The organism is Psychrobacter pygoscelis (assembly GCF_004335015.1).
Taxonomy (GTDB): domain Bacteria; phylum Pseudomonadota; class Gammaproteobacteria; order Pseudomonadales; family Moraxellaceae; genus Psychrobacter; species Psychrobacter pygoscelis.
Genome location: NZ_RQRU01000002.1, coordinates 658,295 through 684,618, shown reverse-complemented (window position 1 = coordinate 684,618; position 26,324 = coordinate 658,295). Strand labels below are relative to the sequence as shown.

Annotated in this window: 20 protein-coding genes and 1 riboswitch; of the genes, 13 read left to right on the top strand and 7 right to left on the bottom strand. The window is 43.7% G+C overall.

Going from position 1 to position 26,324, the window contains the following annotated elements; all coding sequences use genetic code 11:
• Positions 1-237: 237 nt before the first annotated feature.
• Positions 238-489 (bottom strand): YheV family putative metal-binding protein, encoded by a 252-nt coding sequence (locus tag EGV92_RS07560; RefSeq protein ID WP_131668597.1) that lies wholly within the window; start codon positions 487-489, stop codon positions 238-240.
• Positions 489-2,678, bottom strand: coding sequence for a M3 family metallopeptidase (locus EGV92_RS07555; RefSeq protein WP_131668596.1), 2,190 nt, complete (start codon positions 2,676-2,678; stop codon positions 489-491). Before EGV92_RS07555 ends, EGV92_RS07560 begins: the two co-directional genes overlap by 1 nt.
• 713 nt (positions 2,679-3,391) lie before the next feature.
• Here EGV92_RS07555 and EGV92_RS07550 point away from each other — a divergent pair.
• The 6 genes from EGV92_RS07550 (at position 3,392) to EGV92_RS07525 (ending at position 9,907) form a co-directional block, all read left to right on the top strand.
• The gene (locus EGV92_RS07550; RefSeq protein WP_131668595.1) at positions 3,392-4,501 is read left to right on the top strand and encodes an AOC03_06830 family ribosome hibernation factor; all 1,110 of its coding nucleotides are present in this window, start codon (positions 3,392-3,394) and stop codon (positions 4,499-4,501) included.
• 330 nt (positions 4,502-4,831) lie between these two features.
• Positions 4,832-5,641 carry a glutathione S-transferase N-terminal domain-containing protein gene (locus tag EGV92_RS07545; protein ID WP_131668594.1) on the top strand — a complete coding sequence of 270 codons (810 nt, stop codon included), beginning with the start codon at positions 4,832-4,834 and terminating at the stop codon, positions 5,639-5,641.
• A 227-nt stretch (positions 5,642-5,868) separates the two neighbouring features.
• Positions 5,869-6,618, top strand: a complete 750-nt coding sequence (locus EGV92_RS07540; protein WP_131668593.1) for an endonuclease/exonuclease/phosphatase family protein — start codon at positions 5,869-5,871, stop codon at positions 6,616-6,618.
• A 49-nt stretch (positions 6,619-6,667) separates the two neighbouring features.
• Positions 6,668-7,663 carry an NADP-dependent oxidoreductase gene (locus EGV92_RS07535; protein WP_131668592.1) on the top strand — a complete coding sequence of 332 codons (996 nt, stop codon included), beginning with the start codon at positions 6,668-6,670 and terminating at the stop codon, positions 7,661-7,663.
• A 216-nt stretch (positions 7,664-7,879) separates the two neighbouring features.
• Entirely contained in the window at positions 7,880-8,758 is an 879-nt protein-coding gene (locus tag EGV92_RS07530) for an EcsC family protein (RefSeq protein WP_131668591.1), read from the top strand.
• Between the two features lie 321 nt (positions 8,759-9,079).
• Entirely contained in the window at positions 9,080-9,907 is an 828-nt protein-coding gene (locus EGV92_RS07525) for a hypothetical protein (RefSeq protein WP_131668590.1), read from the top strand.
• A gap of 64 nt (positions 9,908-9,971) precedes the next feature.
• Here EGV92_RS07525 and EGV92_RS07520 read toward each other — a convergent pair whose 3' ends face one another.
• A complete protein-coding gene (locus EGV92_RS07520) occupies positions 9,972-10,595 on the bottom strand; it encodes an alpha-ketoglutarate-dependent dioxygenase AlkB family protein (RefSeq protein WP_131668589.1) in 624 nt (207 codons plus the stop codon).
• Positions 10,596-10,602: 7 nt separating this feature from the next.
• Positions 10,603-11,508 carry an alpha/beta fold hydrolase gene (locus EGV92_RS07515; RefSeq protein WP_131668588.1) on the bottom strand — a complete coding sequence of 302 codons (906 nt, stop codon included), beginning with the start codon at positions 11,506-11,508 and terminating at the stop codon, positions 10,603-10,605.
• A gap of 323 nt (positions 11,509-11,831) precedes the next feature.
• Here EGV92_RS07515 and EGV92_RS07510 point away from each other — a divergent pair, with 323 nt between their 5' ends.
• Positions 11,832-12,350 (top strand): GlcG/HbpS family heme-binding protein, encoded by a 519-nt coding sequence (locus EGV92_RS07510; RefSeq protein ID WP_131668587.1) that lies wholly within the window; start codon positions 11,832-11,834, stop codon positions 12,348-12,350.
• A gap of 249 nt (positions 12,351-12,599) precedes the next feature.
• Here EGV92_RS07510 and EGV92_RS07505 read toward each other — a convergent pair whose 3' ends face one another.
• The gene (locus EGV92_RS07505; protein ID WP_131668586.1) at positions 12,600-14,528 is read right to left on the bottom strand and encodes an ABC transporter ATP-binding protein; all 1,929 of its coding nucleotides are present in this window, start codon (positions 14,526-14,528) and stop codon (positions 12,600-12,602) included.
• A 532-nt stretch (positions 14,529-15,060) separates the two neighbouring features.
• On the bottom strand, positions 15,061-16,059 hold the full coding sequence (locus EGV92_RS07500) for a fructosamine kinase family protein (RefSeq protein ID WP_131668585.1): 999 nt from the start codon (positions 16,057-16,059) through the stop codon (positions 15,061-15,063).
• Between the two features lie 573 nt (positions 16,060-16,632).
• On the opposite strand from EGV92_RS07500, the gene EGV92_RS07495 reads away from it, so the two are divergent.
• Positions 16,633-17,523, top strand: coding sequence for a fructose bisphosphate aldolase (locus EGV92_RS07495; RefSeq protein WP_131668584.1), 891 nt, complete (start codon positions 16,633-16,635; stop codon positions 17,521-17,523).
• A 561-nt stretch (positions 17,524-18,084) separates the two neighbouring features.
• Here EGV92_RS07495 and thiC read toward each other — a convergent pair.
• Positions 18,085-20,136: a phosphomethylpyrimidine synthase ThiC gene (gene thiC / locus EGV92_RS07490; RefSeq protein ID WP_242678652.1), complete on the bottom strand. Its 2,052-nt coding sequence runs from the start codon at positions 20,134-20,136 to the stop codon at positions 18,085-18,087.
• A gap of 141 nt (positions 20,137-20,277) precedes the next feature.
• A riboswitch (TPP riboswitch) is annotated at positions 20,278-20,419 on the bottom strand.
• A gap of 371 nt (positions 20,420-20,790) precedes the next feature.
• On the opposite strand from thiC, the gene pstS reads away from it, so the two are divergent.
• The 5 genes from pstS to phoU all read left to right on the top strand — a co-directional run bounded on the left by pstS (position 20,791) and on the right by phoU (position 26,242).
• Positions 20,791-21,966, top strand: coding sequence for a phosphate ABC transporter substrate-binding protein PstS (pstS, locus tag EGV92_RS07485; RefSeq protein WP_423227907.1), 1,176 nt, complete (start codon positions 20,791-20,793; stop codon positions 21,964-21,966).
• 335 nt (positions 21,967-22,301) lie between these two features.
• Positions 22,302-23,252 carry a phosphate ABC transporter permease subunit PstC gene (gene pstC / locus EGV92_RS07480; RefSeq protein WP_131668582.1) on the top strand — a complete coding sequence of 317 codons (951 nt, stop codon included), beginning with the start codon at positions 22,302-22,304 and terminating at the stop codon, positions 23,250-23,252.
• Between the two features lie 31 nt (positions 23,253-23,283).
• On the top strand, positions 23,284-24,180 hold the full coding sequence (gene pstA, locus EGV92_RS07475) for a phosphate ABC transporter permease PstA (RefSeq protein ID WP_423227897.1): 897 nt from the start codon (positions 23,284-23,286) through the stop codon (positions 24,178-24,180).
• Between the two features lie 155 nt (positions 24,181-24,335).
• Positions 24,336-25,172: a phosphate ABC transporter ATP-binding protein PstB gene (pstB, locus tag EGV92_RS07470; RefSeq protein ID WP_423227906.1), complete on the top strand. Its 837-nt coding sequence runs from the start codon at positions 24,336-24,338 to the stop codon at positions 25,170-25,172.
• Between the two features lie 257 nt (positions 25,173-25,429).
• A complete protein-coding gene (gene phoU, locus EGV92_RS07465) occupies positions 25,430-26,242 on the top strand; it encodes a phosphate signaling complex protein PhoU (RefSeq protein ID WP_131668580.1) in 813 nt (270 codons plus the stop codon).
• Positions 26,243-26,324 lie beyond the last annotated feature (82 nt).

The following is a 26,324-nucleotide window of genomic DNA, read 5'->3' as shown; positions in this document are numbered from 1 at the left end:
TATCAGTCCTAATGGTGAATAAAACGTTATTCGCACATTAAACTCGTCAATGACGTAAATCATATCCATCTGAGCTTCAAGCGCAGTCGTTAAATCCTTCATAATTAATAAAATAGCTACCGCTATTATAAATTCAACCATTGTTTAGGTAAAGAATAAGATACCTTATTTGAAGTCGTCTCTTAATAATTTACTGAGCGTAAAAATAAAATAGCAAACTAAGAGCTATCTATTGGTTTAAGGAATAAACTTCACAGCACCGCTAGTACCAGTAGCCGATGACTGCACAAGGTCCAACTGAGCATTTTTTTCTATAATTGGCTCAGGATCTGGGCGGCGCTCAATGTACTGACACTGGGTACATTCGATATATTCATCGGCTTCAGGTTCAAAAATTCGAACCTGAACGATGGCATCCATGGTCTCACATTTCGGGCACTTTACGCCGGCCAAAAACTGACGTTTTGGCCGACTAGATTGATAACGCATTAGACCTCCTCATCTATATCGTTAGCCGAATTAATCTCTGAAAAACCACTGTGCCGAAGTAGTGCCTCGATAGTGGCAGGACGACCACGAAAAGCCTCGAAATTGACCTTAGCAGGTTGACTGCCACCAATAGCAAGGATACGCTCTCTAAAAGCTTTGCCAGTATTAGGGTTAAAGATACCTTCCTCTTCGAACTTACTAAAGGCATCAGCAGACAATAGCTCTGCCCATTTGTAGGAATAGTATCCTGCCGCGTAGCCACCTGCGAAGATATGACTAAAGCCATTGGCAAAGCGGTTATAGTCGGGGGTCTGGGTAATGGCAATGTCACGACGCACGTCATCGAGAGTGGCAAGGATGCCTTGATAATCAGGTGCTGGCGTCGCTGAATGAATCAGTAAATCAAATAGCGCAAACTCTATCTGCCGTAGCGTCTGCATGCCACTTTGGAAATTCTTTGCAGCAAGTAGAGCGTCAAGCTTATCTTGTGGCAGCGGCTCGCCTGTGTCCACGTGAGCGCTAATGAGGGCAATACCCTGATTATTCCAAGCCCAGTTTTCCATAAACTGACTGGGCAACTCGACGGCATCCCATTCAACACCATTGACGCCCGCGACGTCGCCAACATTGACGGTAGTCAGTAGGTGATGCAAGCCATGACCGAATTCATGAAATAAAGTCAGCACTTCGTTATGGGTCAATAGGCTTGGCTGGTCACCATTAGGCGGCGTAAAGTTGCCCACCATAAAGCACACTGGCAATTGATTGTAACTAGCGGTGCCAGCAGGCTCATAATCATACCGCGGTTGAAAGCCACTCATCCAAGCGCCGCCGCGTTTGCCTTGTCTTGCATAAAGATCCAGATAAAACCCACCAATGAGACTGTCATCTGCATCGAAAAGCTGGTAAAAACGTACGTCATCATGCCAGCGCGATACCTCATTTGAGTGCTCTTGGGCGCGGATACCATATAGGGTATTAACTATCTTGAACAGTCCTGAGATGACCTTTGGTAGCGGAAAATAGGGACGAATCTCTTCTTGTGATAAGGCAAATTTATCCTGCTTCACTTTTTCAGCGACATAAGCATTATCCCATGCCTGTAATTCATCGATACCTAAAGCTTGTGCGGCCGATTGCAGCTGCTCAAGATCATGCTTGGCCGATGGCGTAGCCTGCTGCGCTAAATCACGCAAAAAAGTTTCGACGACTCCAGCGTTGTCCGCCATTTTGGTAGATAATGACACGTCAGCATAATTATCAAAGCCTAATAGCTTGGCCTTTTGGGTTCGCAGCGATAATATTTGCGCCATGATATCGGCATTGTTTAAAGACTCGCCCTGAGCATTGGTATGCGAGTCAAGCTCAGAGGCTCGCGTTACAAAGGCCTTATAGAGCTGCTCCCGTAAGCCGCGGTCATCGCTATGCGTCATAACTGCCAGATACACAGGAATATCTAGCGTAGCCACATAATATGGTGTCGGCAGCGCTTGGACTTGGATCGCTGATTTAAGGCCCTTTTCTATAAGCTTGGCTTTATATTGCTCACCGGCCTGCGCTAGCATCGCAAGACCACTATCGGTAATTCCCGCTAACTGAGCGTCTTCTAAAGGCAAGGCAAAGGCCTGCGTCGCGTCTAAAATATTGTCCGAAAACTTGGCAGATAAGGTGGATAACTGACTTTGGATATCAGCATACTGCGCTTGCTGCTCCTTTGGCAGGGCGACGCCAGATAGCTCAAAACTACGCAGCGCAAGCTCGGTAGCCCGTTGGCGCGCAGGATTTAAGGACGCAAAAAAATCTCTATCCTCTTTTATGGCTTGATAGCGAGAAAATAGCGGCTGATGCTGTCCTACGCGGGTACTAAAGGCAGATAGCGTTGGCAGTAGCTCGTGATGAACCTTACGAATCTCGTCATTACTGGTCACGCTATTAAGATGAGATAAAATTCCCCAACTGCGATCGATAGCGAGATTGATGTGATCAAATTCTATAATATCTGCTAAAGCTGTATCAGCAGAGATGCTGTCTGCACTGCTGGTTTCCAAGTCATCCAGATAACTATTGGCGTCATTAATGGCCTCAATAATACGTTGATTTAGCTGCGGTGGTGTTACATCAGCAAAATCAACCAGACGTAGGGCATCAGCGAAAGTAGTGGTTAAAGATGAATCAGTTGTGGTAGCCATAGTTTATTTCCAAGGTATAGGGTAGTGTCAAAATAATTTATATAATAAAAGCAATTAATTAGAATATGAGATTTATAGTTGCAGCCCTTCTGAAAGTGAAATTTCACAGTTCAAAATCTATCTATAGCCGCAATCATTATTCTTGTTAACTTGTTATCGGGCAACTATAGGGTGAGCATATTATTTATGATGGGTGTAGATACTTATAAATACAAGCCAAATGCCAATTAAGTCTACTCACATGGAAGTTTAATGAATGGCGATTAGAATCCAATTGCTTATTTTTCCGCTTTTTACTGGTTACTGATTACCATGGGTCAGCTTTGAGTCAATAAGAATGGTTATTAAAAGTCAGCCGTTAAAATAAATAACCTAAATCAGATACTCGCGACAACTAAAATTACTAATTTTTTAACATATATTACAAAGGTTCACGAATTGCTTGTAAAGAGCTTATGGTCTTTAAGGATTAAGCTTGATAAAGTAATATCAATAGGATGTATTACACATTGTAGTAGGTCTCTTTGATGTTAGATGGATATTAGATGACTGTATTAGTCATCACATTCGGAGAGCCATATTTTAGGAAAAGCATTATTTTGCAATAGCTTCTTGTATGTTAAGTATGTGATGTTTAGTCGATTGACTAGTGATTACTTTTCTCTCTAAAAACAAGACATTTGAAATCTTATTAAAATTTAAAAGGATAATTTATGAAAGCCACTCTTAAGAGTCTTCGTGCTACCACTGCCAACCCTGCTGTGAGCATTTTTGTTACCACCCACCGTGAGCATCCAGCCAATCAACAAGACCATATTGCGTTAAAGAACCAATTAAAAATTGCCGAAGAGCGCATTACTAACGAATATGACAAACGCACAGCGGCTACTATCTTAGAGAATATTCATGCTAAGACGGATGAGCTAGATCATAACTATAATCTTGATACCTTAGCAATCTTTGCCAGTGTTGATGATGCGCAAGTGATCCGTATGCCGCTCGATACCGAAGAGCGAGTGATTGTCTCTGATCGTTTCGCCACTCGTGATCTAGTCCGTGATATGGCCAGCGCAGTCCATTATTATGCCGTTGTTATTACCCGTCAGCATGCTCGCTTGATCGAAGCGTCAAATGATAGAGTGGTGATGGAGTTTGATAAGAATGACGATCAGCAAAACCATATGGACAACATCCCATTCCCAATTGAGAACACCACGCTCTATACCACTAGCGGTGCTGACCGTTCAGCAGCTTCAAATGAAGATAACTATCTAAAAGAGTTCTTAAACCGTGTTGATAAGAGTGTTCAAGAGCTATGGGGCGATCATAAGATGCCACTAGTTATCGTTGGTGATGCGCGTAACATTAGCTTCTATAAAGAAGTCTGTGACCGCCCTGAAAATATTATCGCGACTGTTGATAATGTTACAGACCTCGAAGATGGTAGTGCGCAGCATATCATTGATGGTGTACAAGAAGCCGTCGAAAGCTATCGTAAATCATTACATGAAAAAGCTTTGGGTGAGATTGATGTGGCTCGTGGTAGTGACTTGTTACGTACGGACTTACAAGAAGTCTATCAGTCGGCTTTCCAAGGTGCTGGTGAGACACTATATGTGCGTAAAGGCTATATCCAGCCTGCAACAATCGATGAAAAAGCACAAACTCTACAGATCGCCGACGATGCTACCGCTGATGGGGTGACTGACGATGCAGTAGGTGACATCATCGAGCATGTCATGCATAATGGTGGTGATGTGGTCTTCTTACCTGAAGACATTATGGGTGAGGAGCAGCCCATCGCGCTAGTCACTCGCTACTAATATTATCCTGCTAATATTTGATAGTTGATATTAGTGTAAGGAGATAATGAAGAAGCATTGGTTCAGTAGTGACCAATGCTTTTTTTATTTTTGATCAATGGCGTAAGCTGTAAAGCAGATAAGTGGTTAAGTTAAAAGACTTTTTGATTCAACCCTACGGCGATTGGTCTTTCTTTATCTAGCTAGGGTTGTTTTTATCGTCAATCATAAGTAGGTTTTTTGTTGTAGAGCTTTTATTTATCAAGCAAAACTGATGACGTTGTTTCACAGTCTGCGTCTTTATATTATCTTCAATCCTTTCAATAACGTTAATAACAAGGAGTGCTATTAATGAGATTACCAATCAGGAATCTGACACACGCTATCAAGAGTACACAAGCTTTTGCTACTACGCTGCTACGCGGCGGCTTAGGAATCATGGGTACTGCGCATCCCAAGCAACCTGAAAAAGCGCTAATCTTATATGAGCATGAAGCTTGTCCTTATTGTCGCCGTGTCAGAGAGGTCATGACTCATCTGAATCTAGACTATGTGAGCCACCCTAGCCCTCATAAGGGTCAACTTTATCGTCAGCAGTTAAAGCAGCTGACAGGCAAGACCCAAGTACCTTACTTGGTCGATGAGAATACTGGCGAACAAATAATCGAGTCACAGGATATTATTGATTATCTTTTTGCACATTACTCATCAGAGGGTCAGACGCCTGATAAGTTCCGAGTTGATAACGATGATGGCGCCACTGTCTTAGGTAAAGTTGCCAGCGCCACTTCACTGATGCGCGGGGTCAAAGCTAAGCATCCAGCTAAAAACAAGACTCGGGGCCAGCCGGAGCAGTTATTAGAGCTGTATGGCTTTGAGGCCAGTCCATTTTGCCGATTGGTTCGAGAGAAGCTTAGCGCGCTTGAGCTGGGTTATATCAATCATAATGTCGCCCGCGAGCGTCTACAAGATATCGGTATTGGCAGTAAGCATCTTACCCTTGGTGAATATCGACCTCTAAAAGGTGGTAAGCGTGAGAGAATTAAAAATGAGGTAGTTCAGGACAAGATGCAGTTTCCTTATTTTGTCGATCCTAATACGGGTACGCAAATGTACGAGTCAAAGGATATTATCGATTATCTGGATAAGACTTATGGCTAGCCTTATGAGTTAATATAGTGATTAGTCTTTCACTAAGCTAAAAGAGCACTCGATCTACAAGTGCAAGCTGTACTGCGAATAGTTGGGAGTGGCTAAAGCGCAACAGCGAAGAGTTAAATAACAAGAATCACAATATCGCTCAGTAAATAGTAATGAAATGATGCGCTGCTAAACTGAGCTATCGACATCAGGCATACACTCTCTATTTTACGGATATTAAAACGATTATGAGCCACTTGACCATCACCAGCTATAACATTCATAAAGGGATGTCACCGCTTAATCGCTATGTCATCACTCAGCAGATGGGTAGCGCCCTACAAGGCGTCAACTCAGATATATTATGCTTGCAAGAGGTGCAAGGTCAGCATCTAAAACGAGTGGTTAAATACAATGAATATCCCGACCAGTCTCAATACGAGTGGTTCGGTGAGTTTCTCAACTGTGAGCATAGCTACGGCAAAAACTGTGAATATGATAATGGCCACCATGGTAATGCGGTACTAAGCCGACACCCTTTAGACCCAAAGCATAACGTCAATATTACTGTGAATAAGCTTGAGCAGCGCGGAGTACTGCACTGTGAAGTCCACCCTGAAGGTTGGGAGCGTCCTGTCGTCGTACTCTGCGCGCATCTAAATTTGCTAGAAAATGACCGAAAGAAACAGTACAAAGCCATTACAGAGTACGTCAATGATAGTATTGATCAGCATCAACCGCTTATCCTAGCCGGTGACTTTAATGATTGGAAAAAGGTTTCATGTGAGCGGCTAGCCAATCGCCTTAATATGACAGAAGCCTTTATGAGTTGTCATGCTCGGCTGTTACCGACTTTTCCATCTCGGCTTCCTGTCTTGAGTTTGGATCGGATTTACGTGCGTAACCTACGCGTGACAAGAGCGTGGGTACATAAAGGTAAGCCTTGGTCTGAGTTATCCGATCACCTGCCTATCAGCGCCCAAGTTAGCCTAGACTGACCATAGTAGTTTAACAAATAGTAGCTTAGAAAAAGTTAAGGAAATAGTTATGACTCTTCCTCAATCTCAATCTGCCATCACCTTAACCGAATTTGGCGATCCTGATGTGCTTACTTATCAGCAAGGATTGCCAATACCGCAATTGCAAGATGGTGAAGTATTAGTAAACATTGCTTATGCAGGCATTAATCCTGTCGATTATAAGACGCGTCAAGGTCTTGGCTGGGGCGCAGACAATATCAAAAAACACCAATTCGCTCATGGTGAGCCAGCTATTTTAGGCTTTGATATGGCAGGGACCGTCGTCGCTAGTCACTCGCCGCAGTTTAGCGCCGGTGATAAAGTTGCGGCATTGACCTTTGCTGGCAGCTGCTATGCCCAATACAATGTGGTAGATGCTGAGCTGCTGACTCAAGTACCAGAAGGGGTCGATTTAAAAACGGCTGGTGCATTGCCTTGTGTCGGGACGACAGCTAAGCAGCTACTGGACTTCGCTGCTATTAAAGAAGGTGAGCATGTGGTCATGAGTGCCCCTGCGGGCGGCGTAGGTCACATAGCGCTACAACTACTAATGTCACGAGCTGCTAATAATGAGCTAAAACTTACGCTTATTTGCTCTCCTGAAAAGTACCATAAGCTTAGCAAACTGATCGATTTAGAGCCTCTTGCTGGCTGGATTGATTACACTCAAGAGCAAGCATTTCCTAACTTACAAGCTGATGTCTTGCTAGACTTGGTCGGTGGTAAGGCAGGTGAGCGCGCCTTGGCAGTGGTGAAAGAGGGTGGGCGCGTGGTCGTACTACCCTCAATTTGGGCAGATAAGCTCAAACAAGCCGGTGCGGACAAAAACCTTGGGGTAGAAGGCTTTATCGCTAAGCCTAATGCTAACGATCTGCAGGCAATACTAACCAAAGTTGCTAATAACGAGTTGACCTTAAGCATTCAATCAACTTATCCACTGGCGCAAGCGGCAAAAGCGCATCGTGAGCTAGAGCAAGGTCATGCTTTTGGTAAAATTGTACTAGAGATACCGACCGAGGGTTAAGGCTCGATAGCTTTTGCAGACAATACTTAAGATATTTGGGCTAAAGCACCAAGCTGACAAGAGGTTAATGTAAACGAAACCTTAGGATGTATTGAGATTTAATTTACAGTATTATTACCAAATTTACTCAATGCTTCTGCCAATCACACACCATAGGCGCTAGGGTATTAAGTAGGATTAGCCCTAAAATTTTATTTATACCGTCTTGGAGATGATATGAGCCAAATTGATACTGACACCAGTAACGACATTAATAAAGATGGATTCATAGATCATATCGCTTATGAAGCCGAGGTTCGTCAGCAAATCGAGGATTGGAAACATCCTAACCAGTCACTACTATCGAAAGCACTAGCGACTATTAGTCTATCTATTGAGAAAGCTGGAGATACTGTAATGAGTGCGCCGCAGTTCGGTGACACTTTGAAGGAGGCGACTGAGAAGAGCCTTACGACCTTAAGTGAGGCAGCAAGCTGGACCTTAGATGTATCAAGTGTGATTGAGAGTTATCAAAATGACAGCGATATCGCTGCTGAGGCCACGGTTAAAAAGCTAGAAGATATCCAGAACTTGCCTATCGCTATCGTCGATAAGCAGGTTAAACTATTCAAAAGTAAGTATGTGGCAATGACCAGTGCTCAAGGTGTTACGACTGGCATTATTGGCTGGGCAGGTATCCCTGCAGATATTGTTGCTCTTATTAGTACTAATCTGCGAGCTATCGGTGAATATGCGACGTATTTTGGCTTTGATATGAGTGATAAAGGCGAGCGGATGTTCGCCATCTCATTATTGGCTATTGCGACCTCTGCATCAGCTGATGAGCGCCAAGCGGCTCTGAATGACACGCTTAGCATAATTAGAGAGCCAGAAAAAATGGCCTTTAATAAGATTAATGAAGAAATAATGTCACGTGTGCTGCGGCAGACAGCGACCAAAGTGGCGACCAATCTGGTTAAGACTAAAGCGGCACAACTAATCCCTGCGGTTGGTGCGGTAGTCGCTGGTGGGGTAAATGCTAACTATACCGCCAGTGTCTGTGAAGCCGCACATCAGTGCTACCGTGAGCGTTTTTTACATCGTAAAGTGGCTTAAAACCGATAAGAATTAACCCATATTGACTGAGGCTTTAATAGGTTATATTCACTAAAATTAACGGACTAATTAATAGCTGCCGAGCAGATATATTTTTTGCTCGGTTTTTTTATTAGTGATAAAAGTGGTTCAGCATAGTCTACTATCGAGCCATTCAATTAATTTGCAGTTAACTATAGGTTTATGTTTAATAAATTATTTGTTTGTGCTACGATTTTTGTTGGGGAGTAGGGGAATATTTTGTAAATTTAGCTGAATATTTTTCTAAAGCCTCAACACCAATAAATTAATAATAACTATTTAGCATAAGAGTGGTGACTAATGAAGAACCGTAATCTGGTAGCGATAATATCTACATTGTCAGCAGCTATTTTATTATCAGCATGTGGTGGGTCTGAGGATGGAACATCGGTATCGCCGAAGTATTCAGGGACTAAGAATTCAAGCGTACCAAAAGATGTTGTAGGGTACTACGAGACGATAGTCACCGCTGATAATGGCGATGATATTCTTGTCAATCTCATGGTTAAGCCTAATGGTGAGTACATTGGGTTTTATAACAATTCGTTCGTCAATGGCAAGTATACCTATAACCAGGAAGTCTTTAGTCTTATTGCGGGTCAACTAGAATCTAAGTCTGATAAGAAACTGTACTCACAAGTTAGAGAATTTGACTCAACTGCTAAGACCATTCGCAATTATAGAGCCAGTGTCCAGTATGTTCCCTCATCGAGATTAACGCTAGATTTATCAAATAGTGATGCTTCGATAGATAAGAAGGTATACGATCTAAAGTATATTAAGCTGAACCATAAAAGCCTAGCGAACCTCACAGGGAGCTATCGTGGTAGTGTAGGTACACTGACAAAATATAATTTTGGTCAAGCAGATATCTCAAATACTAATAGAGCAGACACTAAGAGACTGACTATAAACATGGGAAAATATTGTCAATTCTCAGGGACGATTAAAGATGAGGGTTATCAGCAAGACTTCTATCCTTTTTCAGGGACTCTTAGTGGTGCTAGCTGTCCTATGACCGGAAAATTTGAAGGTATAGTCCTGCAAAGGAATAATACTGTATTTATTAACGGTGTTAATGCTGGAAGAACGCAAGTCTTCCGCTTTAATAGCTTATCAAAGATATAATGCTTGGTTATTTATAGTTGGCTAATACTGGTACTTTATTATCTAGAGGCGTACTGAGTACTTATTAGCGTTGCTCAGTGTGCGTTTGTCTAAAGGTTAGACTAATTCGCCCCTCTGATACTGCTTTGGTCTTGGTCACTGTATGTTTCCAATACTGCTGGGTATCACCGTGCATGACGATGAGCTGGCCGGAGCCAAGATAAAGTTCAACTTTGTCTTGGCTTTTTTTGTGCTTAAGGACGAACTTTCGCGTAGCGCCAAGCGATAGTGAGGCAATAATTGGCTGTGGCCCTAGCTCTTTTTCATCGTCAGCATGATAGCCCATACCGTCCATACCGGTGGGGTAGTAGTTCAAAAGGCAGGTATTGAACGCCACTACGACCCCAATATCAGCCAGCTGCTTTTCAACCATTTGTTTCACGTGGAACACCGTTTTTGACCAAGGTATTGCTTGCCGAGAGTGGCCAGAGTATTGGTAGATAGTGGCGCTTTCTCCCATCCAGACAATCTGCCGTGTGGTGACATGGGTCTTGCCAAATAGGCTGACCACATCTGAGTGCCATGGCAGGGTCGTCAATAATTCTTGGTAAAGACTATTAGGGTCATCAATGACAATGCCTAAATCATTAACTTGGCCATCGTAGGGCAATAAGTTATCGGTTGGTGCAGGCGGGAAAAGGTCAGTCATAGGGTTATTACTCTACCATCTTAGTATAGCGTGCGCTTATAATTTCGGCACACTGTTCGGGCGCTTCCATCGGTAATAGATGGCCGTAGTCAGGTAAGGTAATAATACGTTCATTCGGCACGAGACGCTGCCAGCTGGCTCGAACCTTATCACTGATAAAAATAGTAGGCTTACCGATAATCAAGGTATAGGGTAAATCAGCTTTGTTCAGTTGTTTTAGGGCGCCATTGATATAAGGCGTACCAAAGTAGCTGGCCAGCTCTTGCTCGGGAGAGAACAGCAACGAATAGTTACCATTGTTATTTTTGACTAAGCTGTTTTGCGCGAATATGAATAAATTCTGATCACTAATGCGCTTAAAAGCTCGGTGGTTGCGTAAGTATTCGTAATACTGCTGGATACTGTCCCAGTCTGTTTGTTTGCTTAGCGTACTTTTGAAGGGTTCTTGGCCCAATTTTAGACGCCGAGGCATTAAGTTATAAATCACAGTTTGTGCTTTAGTAAAAGTCACTGGCTCAATCAAATATAAGCTTGAGAATAGATCTGGACGTTTGGCCGCTGCGATAGCCGTCGCGGTAGCGCCTTGTGAATGACCAATACCGACTATTGGCTGCGAGTACCTCTTTTCCAAATAGACAATAAGCGCGTCAGCATCTTGCTCTCGAGTGAGTGTTTGAGCCGTAGGCTTGTCATACCAATAACCGCGCATGGCAAGACTGGTCAAATCAAAGTATCTGCTAAGCTCATCAAATAGTGGCTGATAGACACCAGCAGCGAAGCCATTACCCCCATAAAAATGGGCGCAGGGTAACTCAGCGCAGTGATTAGCAGCATTACTATTGGCAAAGTCATAGTAGCGAGCATTTTGATCGAAGATAAGCAGTGACTTGCTTAAGGTATTAATATCGGTCATAAAGCTCCTTTTTAAATTATTCATATTTATTGGCCTGTTTTATATTAACCATGTGCCTATTATTGACCATGCACCTATTTAATTAACTGTTTGTTTGGCTCTTTAACCATACGCTTATATCGACCCATATTAGCTAACCAACCGCCTAATAATAGTAGCGAAAGCTATACTCTAAACATCTTAAAATGCTTAAATGTTCCTGATAAGATTAAATTAAGACGGTAGAAAAGGCGAGGTATAATTTATTTAACTCGCTAAAAGTCTTTTATTGATTAACCACCTAAATTTATCATGTAGTTATTGATATATCTCAAGGAGTTATTATGCGTTTTAATTCAAAACTTTTTAATTTGTCAGCGTTGGCGGCGATAACGGCGCTGACGGTAACGGCGCAGGCAGCGCCAACGTCATCCGCTAAAGTTCCTGCCACAGTGACGCAGACGAGCATTAGTAGTGAAGCCGCGCTTCAAGTGGCTAAAAGAGCAGTGGACCAATGCAAAAGTGACGGCTACTCAGTCACCGCGACAGTTGTGGATGCTGCTGGCACGCCCCTTGTGCAGTTTCGCAATGAAAATGCAGGTCCGCATACTTTGAACAGTAGCTACCACAAAGCTTTTACTGCCGTCTCGCTAAAGCAGCCGACCACTAAATACGCGGACATGATTGAGAAAAATCCAAAGCTAGATCCACTTCGTGATATGGACTCACGATTATTGCTCTTGGGCGGCGGTCTACCTATCAAAATCGGTGATACTATTATCGGCGGTGTAGGCGTCGGTGGCGCTCCTGGTGCTCATCTTGATGAAGCGTGTGCCAATGCCGGTCTCAGTATCATTAAATAGACGCAAAAATAATAGATATATGTTTTAGGCTTGCTTGGATAAATTGCTCAAATTATGCCTGTTAAGGAGTGAGTAAGCTGAGTAAGTATGTAAAAAACATAGACTAAGAAAAACTAAGAAAACAGGTCAATCATAGACCTGTTTTCTTAACTTATATCATAAGAAATCAGAAGAGCTTACTAGGGCTTGATTCGCTTATTGCTATTGGCCAAGCGCTTATTCAAGTCCGACTTTCTAGCCGTGTTTATTTTAGGCGTCTTCTCCTAAGAAGCCACCGCTTTGACGATGCCACAAGCGTGCATAGACACCATCGTGAGCCAATAGCTCATCGTGGCTGCCTTGCTCAATAATACGGCCTTTATCCATAACCACCAGACGGTCAAGGGCGGCAATGGTAGAGAGACGATGCGCGATAGCAATAACCGTCTTGCCTGCCATCATGTCATGTAAGCTCTGAGTGATAGCGAACTCCACTTCAGAGTCAAGCGCGCTAGTGGCTTCATCCAATAGTAAGATAGGTGCATTTTTGAGCATGACACGAGCGATGGCGATACGCTGGCGTTGCCCACCCGACAGCTTAACACCGCGCTCGCCGACTTGAGTATCAAGCCCGGTATTGCCATTGGCATCGTACAAGTCCTTAATAAAGTCCCAAGCCTGAGCACGTTTCGTCGCTGCTATGATTTCCTCATCTGTGGCATTAGGCTGACCATAGGCAATATTCTCACGGACCGTGCGGTGCAGTAGTGAGGTATCCTGAGTCACCATACCTATCTGTTGACGAAGACTCTCTTGAGTAATATTGTGAATGGCTTGGCCATCGATATAGATCTGACCTTTATCCACGTCATAAAAGCGTAGCAGTAAGTTCACTAGCGTAGACTTGCCAGCACCTGAACGACCTACCAGACCTATCTTTTCACCAGACTTGATATCAAGGTAGAAGTCATCAAGCAGTTTAACTTGGTTGGTTGTCGGATCAATCGACGTATTAGGTCTCTGACTTTTTTGTGTAGGGGATGGTTTATTGACATTGATCATCGACTTTTGCTCTGAGCTCTCATAGCCAAAGTCGACATGGTCGAAGACGATTCGGCCATCAGTAACGACCAGTTTAGCGGCATCGGGCTTATCGACGATGCTCTGAGGCGCAGATAGGGTTTTGATACCATCTTGCACCGTACCGATACTCTCAAATAGACTAGCTGTCTGCCACATAATCCAGTGGGTGAGGCCATTAAGACGCAAAGCCATAGCAGTGGCAGCGGCAATAGCTCCCACGCCGACAGCCTCTTTATGCCATAAATACAGTCCAATGACTGCCGTACTGCCTATAAGAATGACGCTAATAATATGATTGACGATCTCCAGTGCTGAAACCCAGCGCATCTGGGCATGAACCGTCCCTAAGAACTGGCGCATTGCTGTTTTGGCATAACTAAGCTCACGGTATGAATGGCTAAATAGCTTAACGGTCATAATATTGGCATAGGCATCGGTAATACGGCCCGTCATCAGCGCTCTAGCATCCGCCTGTCTACTTGCCGTATGCTTAAGCTTGGGGATAAAAAATACCATTGTGGCGATAAATAATAGCAACCAAATCACAAACGGTATGAGCAATAAGCTATCAAGGCTAAATAAGATAATCCCGCTGGTAATAAAATACACACTAACGTACATCAGCATGTCCGTTATTGTCATCACGGTATCTCTGACCGCAAGCGCTGTCTGCATGACTTTGGCGGAGACCCGCCCTGAGAACTCATCTTGATAGAACTGCATCGACTGACCGAGCATGCGCTTGTGAAAGCGCCAACGCATCTGCATCGGGAACACACCTTGCAGTACTTGAAAATGTATTAATGAGGCAAGGCCTATCCAGATTGGACTAAGTATTAATACGGCTGCCATAAGCAGTAGGCTGTCCCCTTTATTCGTCCAAAGGGTCTGCGGTGAGTAAGTACCGAGCCAATCTACCAGATCACCAATCCAAGCGAATAGCATGGCTTCATAAACACCGATACCTGCGGTCAATATCATGAATAATAATAACCAACCTCGTAAGCCTGAGGTGCAGGCCCATAAGAAGGAGATTAGTCCATTCCTAGGTAGTGGAATAGACGTATCAGGGAATGGCGAGAGCCGATTTTCAAAGTAATTAAGGATTTTTTTCATAGATAACTAGCATCGCAGTCACAGCACGAGTATTAACCAGCGATAGAGAAAGCCGGCGCTAATACAGTCGATTCTAATAAAATAGAGTCATTGTATGGTGATACGGTGCTGGTATAAATTTTTCTGGCTTGCTGCGGCCACGCTAATAGAGGCTGCGAAAAATTCATCCCAGTACCGCTAACTTGTTTTTATAGTTAATCCTATCTAAAGCTGATACATAAAAGAGTGGCTGATATAAATTTACTGGCTAGAAGTCACGAGATGACTGAGGCGGGTATAAACTGCCTCCAGCGATCTTGTGTCAAATCTAAGATGGATTGACTATATAATGAACTTACTATATAAAAGCTAGGATTAAGATAATTGTGATAAAAGACAAGCTTGTCGCTTTATTAGTATCCGTAGTTTAGCAAAACCTAGTGATTAATCCTGCACTGTGATTGTAATCTCACTGCCCACAGCTGCTATTAGTTAATGTCAGTTGTTTTGGTTTATTTTAGCTTTTGATGATCAGACTTTGTTGCTAATTGAGTTAGCTGCTACCAAAGCGCTGAGCAATACGTTTTACTGCCCCAAGATAGCTGCCACCAAATAGATTCAAATGGTTTAAATAGTGGTAAAGGTTGTAGATATCCTGCCGCTCCTCAAAATCAGGCAGTAGCGGCAGCTGCTCAGTATAGGCCTTATAAAATACCGTATCAAAGCCGCCAAACAGGCGCGTCATCGCGATATCTGCCTCTGGATGGCCGACATAGACGGCTGGGTCAATAAGATAGCCTTGGTTGTTATCATCAATTAGGGCATTACCTGACCATAGGTCGCCATGTAATAAACTTGGCCGCGCAATAGCAGGCAGGTAGTCTGGTAGACGACCTTGTAGCTGCTCGATTTGTCGCAATGTCTGTCTATCAATGCGACCATTATCTAGGGCAAGTTTGGTCTGATAGCCGAGACGCTGCTCTGCGAAAAACTGGTGCCAGTCGGTCTGCCAATTATTACGTTGGGGCAAGCTACCAATAAAGTTATCTTCGAACCAACCGTACTGCCAAACTAAGCTTTTGTCTTTTGCAATGTGCTCAGAGGCATTACCACTAGGCTTACTTATGGCAGGTTGCGGCGGTGCAGCGCGGTGTAAGGTCGCCAGTTGCGCCGCTAAATCCTCCCAACCTGTTGCCTGAGTTATTGATAATCTTGAGCTTCTGATGATGGTTAGCAGTAAGAAGCTACACCCCAGCTCATGATCCAATCCGAAGGCTAAAGGTTGTGCACAGCAGGCGCCAGTACTAGCGATTGCTTGGAGTCCGATAAGTTCACTTTTTAGTAGAGGTAGGGCCGCGATGCGGTTTTGTTTGACGAACACTTGCGTGTTATTAGCAAGGCAAGCAATACTGGCGGCATTGATACTACCGCCGGATAGCGACTGCAAGGTGACTTCGTGCATGGAGCTAACAGGGCAGTGACCGACAGCAGTTAGTGCGGCAGGCAAACTGGTAAAATAGGGGATGGGTGTGTGGCTATAGTAAGCGCTCATAAGTTAGCTTAAGGCATAGATTAATTAGCAAAAATGACCCTAAAGAAGATTCATGTGTTTGAAAGGTTAAAAACTGGCGGGTGCTAGGTGATGATAGAGACATTCTACCCTTTTACCCTTGATCACAAGAGTATTGTAACCCTCTTAGTCATAGTGGTATTTTGTGGCGTTAAAGTCTTCACTTTATCAAAAAATTCATCGCAGCTGCTTTGTGTCAAATCTAAGATAGATTGATTGACTATAGACGCGCTACCAGAACGCTCCGTCTATAAAACGCTATTTCTATAAAGCGTAGGAATATAACAATTATTGTTGATAAGGCTAAGGGTATTTTAGCAAACTCAATACCCAAATTATGCAATGTCTATGGTATGTTTATACTGATAAATATAGCCGAAAACACAAGCACGAAATATAGTCACAAAATATAAAATTATCACCATCGCTGATTGACACATTAATAACATCTAAATAATCTGTTAGCCACTGCAAAATTCTAACTTTTTTAATTTAAAACTGCTCCAAGCAAATTTGTCTACTTAAATTTAACCATTGATTGAATAGGAAGTCTTTATGAGCTATCAAAAACAACTAGAAAGAATCAAAAATGATCCTGGCTTTATTGCAGCGCTTGATCAAAGCGGTGGCAGTACCCCCAAAGCGCTACGTATGTACGGCGTAGAAGATAATGAATACAGCAATGATGAAGAGATGTTTACTCGGGTTCATGAGATGCGTACTCGCATTATGACCTGTGATTGCTTTAAAGGCGACCGCGTTCTTGGTGCTATCTTGTTTGAAGACACCATGGATCGTGAAGTCAATGGCAAGCCAACCGCTAATTATCTTTGGGAAGAAAAGCGTATTGTCCCCTTCTTAAAAGTGGACAAGGGTCTAGCTGAGCAAATGGCTGGCGTGCAAGTTATGAAGCCAATCCCAAATTTAGATGCGCTATTGGATAAAGCTAAAGCCTATCCTATCTTTGGTACCAAGATGCGCTCAGTTGTTCATAAGGCAACAGCAGAGGGTATCGAAAAAGTCGTTCAGCAGCAATTTGATGTGGCCAAGCAAATCTTATCAAAAGGCTTTATGCCCATCGTTGAGCCTGAAGTGAGTATCGAGAGCGAGGACAAGGCTGAGGCTGAAGGACTTCTGAAAGCTGAAATCTTACGTAACCTTGAGCGCCTAAGTGATGACCAGCAGATAATGCTCAAGCTTACACTGCCAGAAGAAGCTGGCTTTTATAAAGAGCTCATCGACCACCCTCGCGTGCTAAAAGTTGTGGCGTTATCAGGTGGTTATAGCCGTGATGAAGCCTGCGATAGATTAGGCCGGAACCCTGGTATGATCGCCAGCTTCTCGCGTGCCTTTACCGAAGGGTTGGCAAAGTCGCAGACCGATAGCGAGTTTGCAGATACCATTAACGCTTCAATCGATAAGATTTATTCGGCTTCGAAGGTATAATCAGGCCAGCTAAAATTACTCAGATGTAATAACGGTCAGCAAAAAGCTTCGATAACTTTATCGGAGCTTTTTTTATGAGAGTAGTTTTTATATTAATAAAGCGTTAATTTAGACAACAGACTATCGGGAAGCAAGTGCCTAAAGAATATCAAATAAAGGGAAGCTTAAGGTGTAACCTTAACTACCTCAAATCTACCCGTGTCTTTATTAAACTGGTAGCTGAGGTTACCTATACCACTAGAGCAGCTTAAAGGTACATCATTTGATGGGTTGTCTACAACCTCTTTAGCAAGCTCACAGACTGTTTCTTCATAGCGATTGATCAACAGGTAAGCAAGTTGTTTCTTAATGGCTTCGTTAGTGGCTTTGATTATGCTAAAACGGGGCTACAAAAAGAGCAGTGGGTTAGAGTTGAGGGTGTAATGGTCAATATTCATGTCAAAAAGAGATGATGACTCATATAAAAGACAATTAAATTAATAGTTTATATAAAAAAGCTTGAACCTAATTACCTAGGTTCAAGCCTTTTATCAGATGATAGGCTAATAATTTAAAGTAGTGTTACACCTCTTTATAAAGCTGCCGACCCTCTTCGTGATACTTCTTCGTCATCTCTTTCATACCTCTTTGCACCTCATCAAAGCTAGCTGCACCAACTTGATTGACTAGGTCAGTATCGACTTCTTTAATCAGGTGCTTGTCATCAGTAAGTTCGCCAGAACGTGGCGTAACTGGCGGTTTGCCTTTATCATTTATTGGCAGTCCCGCAGCATACTCTCGCACATTTTGGGTAATCTTCATTGAGCAAAATTTAGGACCACACATAGAGCAGAAGTGGGCTGACTTATGAGCGTCTTTAGGAAGGGTCTCATCGTGATATTCGCGGGCGGTATCAGGGTCTAATGCAAGGTTGAACTGATCGTCCCAGCGAAACTCAAAGCGCGCTTTGGATAGGGCATTATCACGGGCCTGCGCGCCGGGATGACCTTTGGCAAGGTCAGCGGCATGGGCGGCAATTTTGTAAGTAATAATACCGTCTTTCACATCTTTTTTATTCGGTAGGCCTAAGTGCTCTTTTGGTGTGACATAGCAGAGCATCGCCGTACCAAACCAGCCAATCATCGCCGCACCAATGGCACTGGTAATATGGTCATAACCGGGAGCGATATCGGTAGTCAATGGCCCTAATGTATAAAAAGGTGCTTCGCTGCACATCTCCAGCTGCAAGTCCATATTCTCTTTAATTCGGTTCATCGCCACATGGCCGGGACCTTCAATCATCACCTGAACGTCATGCTGCCATGCCACTTGCGTAAGCTCGCCAAGGGTGCGTAGCTCACCAAACTGCGCCTCGTCATTGGCATCTTGAAGGCAGCCTGGACGCAGACCATCACCTAAGCTAAAAGCAACGTCGTATTGCTTCATAATCTCGCAAATATCTTCAAAGTGGGTGTATAAGAAGCTTTCTTTGTGATGCGCCAAGCACCACTGCGCCATGATGGAGCCACCACGTGAGACGATACCAGTCAAGCGCTTGGCAGTAAGGGGTACATAACGCAGTAGTACTCCAGCATGAATAGTGAAATAGTCCACCCCTTGTTCCGCCTGCTCAATGAGGGTATCGCGGAATATCTCCCACGTCAGGTCTTCAGCGACGCCATCAACTTTTTCTAATGCTTGATAGATCGGCACAGTACCGATTGGCACAGGGGAGTTGCGGATAATCCATTCGCGGGTCTCATGAATGTGCTTACCGGTGGACAGATCCATAATAGTGTCCGCACCCCAACGCGTTGCCCAAGTCATCTTGGCGACTTCCTCATCGATGGAGGAGCCGAGTGCTGAATTGCCGATATTGGCATTAATCTTAACTAAAAAGTTACGACCAATGATCATCGGCTCAGACTCAGGGTGATTAATATTATTAGGGATGATAGCGCGGCCAGCAGCGACCTCAGAGCGGACAAACTCAGGAGTAATAATCTTAGGGGTATTAGCGCCAAAAGTCTCGCCATCGTGTTGACGCATGTCCGTTAGCTCATGCTGCTTTTGCGTCTCCCGAATGGCAATATACTCCATTTCAGGGGTGATGATCCCTTGGCGCGCGTAATGCATTTGCGTGACGTTTTTTCCCTTTAGCGCTCGGCGCGGCTTGTCAATATGACCAAAGCGTAGATTAGCGGTCGTAATGTCACGAGCGCGCTCTTTACCATAGTTACTCGATAATCCTGATAGCTTTTCGGTATCACTCCGCTCTTCAATCCACCCTTCGCGAAGCTTGGGAAGGCCGCGGGTTAAGTCAATCTCAACGTTAGGATCGGTATAAACGCCGGAAGTGTCATAGACATAAAAGGGTGGGTTGAACTCGGCTGTTTCTCGACCAAAACCACCGATAGGGGTGTCGGTCAAGGTAATTTCACGCATTGGTACTTGAATATCTGGGCGCGAGCCTGCGATATAGACCTTCTTTGACGCAGGAAGACTTCGTGTTAAATCGCGAGCTTCTTCTTCAAAGCGCGCATCAGTAGATTTGCGATGAGCGGGAGTTTTTAGGGGATTAGGCGTGGCTGTGGTCACAGAGGAGGGGGCTTGGGTATCAGTGCTGATAGTCATGGCGAGTCCTAATTCATAAAGAATATAAAAATAAAAGACTCGGTAGACGGCTATTTTGTCCTCGCGTTATTCAGCGCTGTAATTTATCGCTAGTGGTAACTTAAGCACTGACGATAGTGAGAGCGGCGGATAACAAAGAAAAAATGGCGACTTCGACTTCCCTACGGTGGTACTAACCACATCAGGTGCAACGGGTGATGTCTCAGCAAGCTTAACTGCGATTAATATCAATTACAAAAATAATCGAACAAACGTGAGTTAGCTTGCACCCCGAGTCTTAATAATCAGAGACCCTATATTAGCAAAGTTAAGTAATTGTTGCTTGGTCTAAGTCAGTTACAAATTAAATGAATGTAACCGGTAGGATTAACTTATCCACTAATCCTACAACCCTTTTAGCACAAGGGATATTTAATAAAATAAAACAGTAGCGCTGGGTATCATATTGTTATTTAAGAACGATTCTTAGTTACAACAATTTAACAGAATTATCTCAATTTCATCAAACTGTCATATTCAGTCGTCAAAATACGCCCAGTAGCAATAAGGGCATTCTGAAAGACATGCCGCTTACGGTATGAATAGCTAAGATAGATTATTAGCGCTTAACTCTACCCACTAGAATTTAGTTCAAAATTAAATATTAATTAGGAGATACGCATGCGTTATTCATTACTAGCTGTGGCTGTGGCAAGCGCCCTTACCCTATCAGCTTGTGACAAAAAAGAACCAGCCGATACTGATGTTGCCGTAGTAGAGACTGAGGAAGGTACGGCCCCTGCTACTACTGCAGAGACATCAACGACTGCCCCAGCAGGTACGTTTAAGTCTGCTGAAAATGTCTCTATGAATATCACTGGTGCTGGCGCATCATTCCCACAACCAATCTATGCTAAATGGTCATCAGATTACAACGCAGCCACTGGCGGTCAAGTCAACTACCAGTCAATTGGTTCATCTGGTGGTATCAAGCAGATCGTCGCAAAAACTGTAGATTTCGGTGCTTCTGACGCGCCGATGACGCCAGAAGAATTAGAAGAAAATGGTCTTATTCAGTTCCCGACTGTGATTGGTGGTGTAGTACCTGTTGTCAATATCGATGGTGTTGAGCCAGGTCAATTAAAGCTTGATGGTGAGACACTAGCAAACATCTATCTCGGCAATATCAGTAACTGGAATGATCCAGCAATTGCTGCTTTAAACCCAGATCTTACCCTTCCTGATGCGCCTATTACGACTGTATTCCGCTCAGACGGCTCTGGTACGACTTTCAACTTTACTGATTATCTAGCTAAAGTTTCTAGCGACTGGAAAGACAATGTTGGCGTTGATAAAACTATCAAATGGCCGACGACTGCTACTGGTGCTGGTGGTAAAGGTAACGAAGGCGTAGCCAGCTATGTAAACCGTATGAAGAACTCAATTGGCTATGTTGAGTATGCTTATGCTAAGCAAAACAATATGTCTCATGTAGCACTAAAAAATGCTGCTGGTAATATTGTTCAGCCTTCAGCTGAAACTTTTGCCGCTGCCGGTGACATCGATTGGTCACAGCAAGAAGGTTTTTATAAAGTTATCACCAACTCTGAGACTGATCAAGCATGGCCGATTGCGGCAGCGACCTTTATCTTAGTTCATAAGCAACCAGAAAATCCTCAGCAAGTTGCTGGTGTATTGAACTTCTTCGATTGGGCTTATACCCAAGGTGACGACGATGCTATGTCACTTGATTACGTTCCATTCTCTGATAAAGCTGTAGCACTATTCAAAGATAAATGGAACGAAGTTAAAGGCAGCGATGGTCAACCTGTGTATACGCCTGCTCAGTAACTCTTGACGATACACTGTCGTTAATTTAAACGCAGTTTATCCAAGCTAGTCCATTTTTGAGCTGTTTTTACTTTATAGCTAAGTTAACAAAATCTTGTTAATTTCCAAACCTCCCAAGCAAGTAGCGAAATCGACTATCTGCTTGGGTTGGTCTTACCCCAATGAATTTGTGAGCCAAGATCAGTAATCTTTAGCTATAGCATTGCTTAGCTACTTAGTTTTAAAGCTCTGCTGTACATTCATAGCGTTTATTGCGGTAAGACGAGTAACAAATATCCCAATCCTATTAAATTGTCAGTTTTCTTGATTTAAAAATCTTCAATGATGAGGCACTTATGGCAAATCTACGCTCGCAACTTGCAAAACAAAAACGCTACGATGCCATATTTGTTAATGCAACTAAAGCTTTTGCCATTCTGGTGCTCTTATCACTAGGTGGTATCTTAGTTTCTTTGATTGTCGGCGCTTGGCCGAGTATCCAGGAGTATGGCCTTGGGTTTTATACCAGTAATAATTGGGATACAGTTGCTGATGAGTATGGGGCTTTAGCGCCTATTTACGGTACTTTAGTGACTTCCATCATTGCTATCTTAATTGCCGTTCCTGTGAGCTTTGGTATTGCTATATTTTTAACAGAGCTTTGCCCAGCTTTTTTAAAGAAGCCATTGGGCATTGCTATTGAGCTACTGGCCGGTATTCCCTCCATTATCTATGGTATGTGGGGCTTGTTCGTATTTGCCCCCTTCTTTGGTGATCATATCCAGCCTTGGTTTATCGAGCATATTGGTCCATTGCCGGTAATTGGTCGTTTGTTCCAAGGTGCCCCCATGGGTCTAGGTATGTTTACCGCCTCGCTTGTACTTGCCATCATGATTATCCCTTTTATTGCTGCCACCATGCGTGATGTATTCTCCGTCGTTCCTGACCTACTTAAAGAGTCCGCTTACGGCATGGGGGCCACCACTTGGGAAGTGATGTTCAAGATTATTCTGCCCTATACCAAAGCGGGGGTCGTCGGTGGGGTAATTTTGGGACTTGGCCGTGCCCTAGGGGAGACGATGGCGGTTACCTTCTTGATTGGTAATGCCTTTAACCTTAGCCCAAGCTTATTCACTTCAGGGGTGACCATCACCTCAGCTCTTGCCAACGAATTTGCCGAAGCGTCAAGTGAATTACACTTAGCATCATTGCTACATTTAGGCTTGATATTGTTTGTTATTACCTTCGTCGTCTTATCAATTTCTAAGCTAATGCTGATGCGGATTGATCAAAAAGCAGGTAACTAGAATAGCCATCGAATTATAGGATAATAAGTTTATGCCTACAGCAAGTACTATGCCTCATTCAGCACCACGCTTTGAAGACCGTTATAACAAAAGTCTTTATAGCAAACGGCGGCTAATTAATAAGCTAGGCCTTGGCTTTGCCATGTCTGCCATGGTCTTTGGTCTATTTTGGCTGTTTTGGATTTTAATTACGCTGTTTGTTGAAGGTTTTCAAGGCATGGTTGAGATGCCTATCTTCCTTGCTGATACACCACCACCGATGAGTGAAGGTGGTCTGCGTAACGCCATCGTTGGTTCAATTATGCTGGCCTTCTCAGGACTGTTTATTGGCGCGCCAATTGGTCTTATGGCTGGTATCTATCTGTCAGAGTTCTCTCACGGTAGTATGCTGGGCAAAGTGACTAGATTTTTGAATGATATTTTGCTTTCGGCACCTTCTATTGTTATCGGTCTATTTATTTATGCGCTGATGGTCAAAGGCAGTAGCTTTTCTGGTTGGGCGGGCGCTCTAGCATTGGCACTAATCGTCATTCCAGTCGTGGTACGTACGACAGAAAACATGCTTAATCTCGTGCCTAATACGCTGCGCGAAGCAGCTTACGCACTAGGAACGCCAAAATGGCAGCTGGTCACTAAGGTGACGATTAAGGCAGCCAAAGCAGGTCTAACGACAGGTGTGCTGTTGGCGTTTGCTCGAATCACTGGTGAGACTGCACCGTTGCTATTTACAGCATTAAACAACCAATACTTTAGTACTGATATGAGTCAGCCAATTGCTAACTTACCGAACACTATCTATCAGTTCGCTATGAGTCCCTATGAGAATTGGCATGCTTTGGCTTGGGCTGCAGCGCTATTAATTACCGTAGCCGTACTGACATTGAATATTATTGCGCGGTTTATCGGTGGTAAAGACCATAGCAAATAACCTAGCGGCTGTTGGTACAGAGCTTGCGAGATGACTGGGTTACTCTGAATTAAGTTAAATTGGATGAAATTATGAATGATGTGATAGAGAAAAACGCTACCAAAACGCCAGTTGACAATACTAGCGTTAAAGATGGCAGCTTGCTTGATAAGCCGATGTCTACAGCCACGCAAAAAGAGCAGCCAGATACCGCTAGCTTTACCAAGCAAACGCTAGATGACATGCCTCAAAACATGCCACCTGCTAAAATGGAAATTCGTGATTTGAATTTCTATTATGGGGATTTTAAAGCGCTTAAAAATATCAATATTGATATCCCTGAAAAGAATGTCACCGCCTTTATTGGTCCATCTGGCTGTGGTAAGTCCACTTTACTTCGAACCTTTAACCGTATGTATGACTTATACCCAGGCATGCGCGCCGAAGGTAAGATCATGATGGACGGTCAAAATGTCCTAGGTAAAGAAGTGGATGTCAACTTACTCCGTGCCCGGGTAGGGATGGTCTTTCAAAAGCCAACTCCGTTTCCAATGTCAATCTACGACAATGTCGCCTTCGGTGTCCGTCTTTATGAAAAGCTAAGTAAATCTGAGCTTGATGAACGTGTAGAATGGGCACTCAAAAAATCAGCGCTATGGCCAGAAGTCAAAGACAAGCTAAAAGCGTCTGGACTGTCGTTGTCTGGTGGTCAGCAGCAGCGCCTTTGTATCGCTCGCGGTGTAGCGACTAAGCCTGAGGTGCTATTATTAGATGAGCCAACCTCTGCATTAGACCCTATCTCTACTGGTTCTATCGAAGATCTTATCGAAGACTTAAAGCACGACTACACTATCGCTATCGTTACCCATAATATGCAGCAGGCCGCTCGTGTATCAGACTATACAGTTTATATGTATCTGGGTGATATGGTTGAGATGGGTGAGACGGATCAGATTTTCACTAATCCATCGCAAAAAGCGACTGAAGACTATATTACTGGTCGTTACGGTTAAGTAAGCTTCGCTGCCACTGCAGTCTGATACTGTGTTTTGATACTGTGGTTAATTAGGCAGAGGGACTGAGGGAAGCTATAGGTCGTATGGCCTGACGCTAGCCCTCTATTATCGATAAGAGTTCAGGCTAAGAAGACGATTGTGAGTAGCAGAGCGTTAGCACAGCTATATCAGCAATTAGGCATAAACCATGCTGAGCACATTTGGTCAAGTAGGCGCGTACTGTCGCCAGCATCTATACACGGAGGGTACGACCTATGACTATCCATGAAAAACATATCTCCAAAAGCTTTGATCAGGACCTTGAAGAGGCTACCAAATTATTTTTGCATATGGGCGACAGCGTTGCTACGCAAGTAGCGAAGGCTATCCATGCATTGACAGATGCCGATGAAGTACTGGCTCAAGAAGTCATCAGTACTGATCATGATATCAATAATATGGAAGTGGAGCTCGATGAACACATCCTACTATTAGTGGCCAAGCGTCAGCCTACGGCCAATGATCTGCGCTTGGTGATGGCCATTAGCAAAGGGGTGGTAGATCTGGAACGTATCGGCGATGAAGCGGTGAAGATTGCGCAGATGGCCAGTCAAATTACCTCGGAGGGCAATGCACCGCGCGGCTATGCAGAAGTCCAACATCTGGGCAATCAAGTGCGTCTGATGGTGCACAATGCCCTTGATGCGTTTACGCATTTGAATGCTGAGCAAGCGTTTGAAGTCATGCGTAACGATGGGGTAATCAACCGCGAATACCAGTCCGCCATTCGCGCATTGATGACCTATATCATGGAAGACTCACGCCATGTCTCTAAAGTCATCAACATCATGTGGGTACTGCGAGCCTTAGAGCGTATCGGTGATCATGCGCGCAATGTTGCAGAGCTTGTTATATATTCGGTTAGTGGTACGGATGTTCGTCACTCAGACTATGCCAATGTAGAAAAGGCTGTGCAAGAAGCGAATGAGCAGCAGGCCGCCCGAGAGGCTCATGCTAATAAGAATGCTGATTATAAACTAGAAAAAAATGATGACAGTGACCTATCGAATTTGGGCACTGAGAAGTAGATTTTATGAGCAGTCAGTTTTCTTAAAGCTACGCCCTAATAAGGGGTATAAAAAACGCGCTATAGTTATAGCGCGTTTTTTG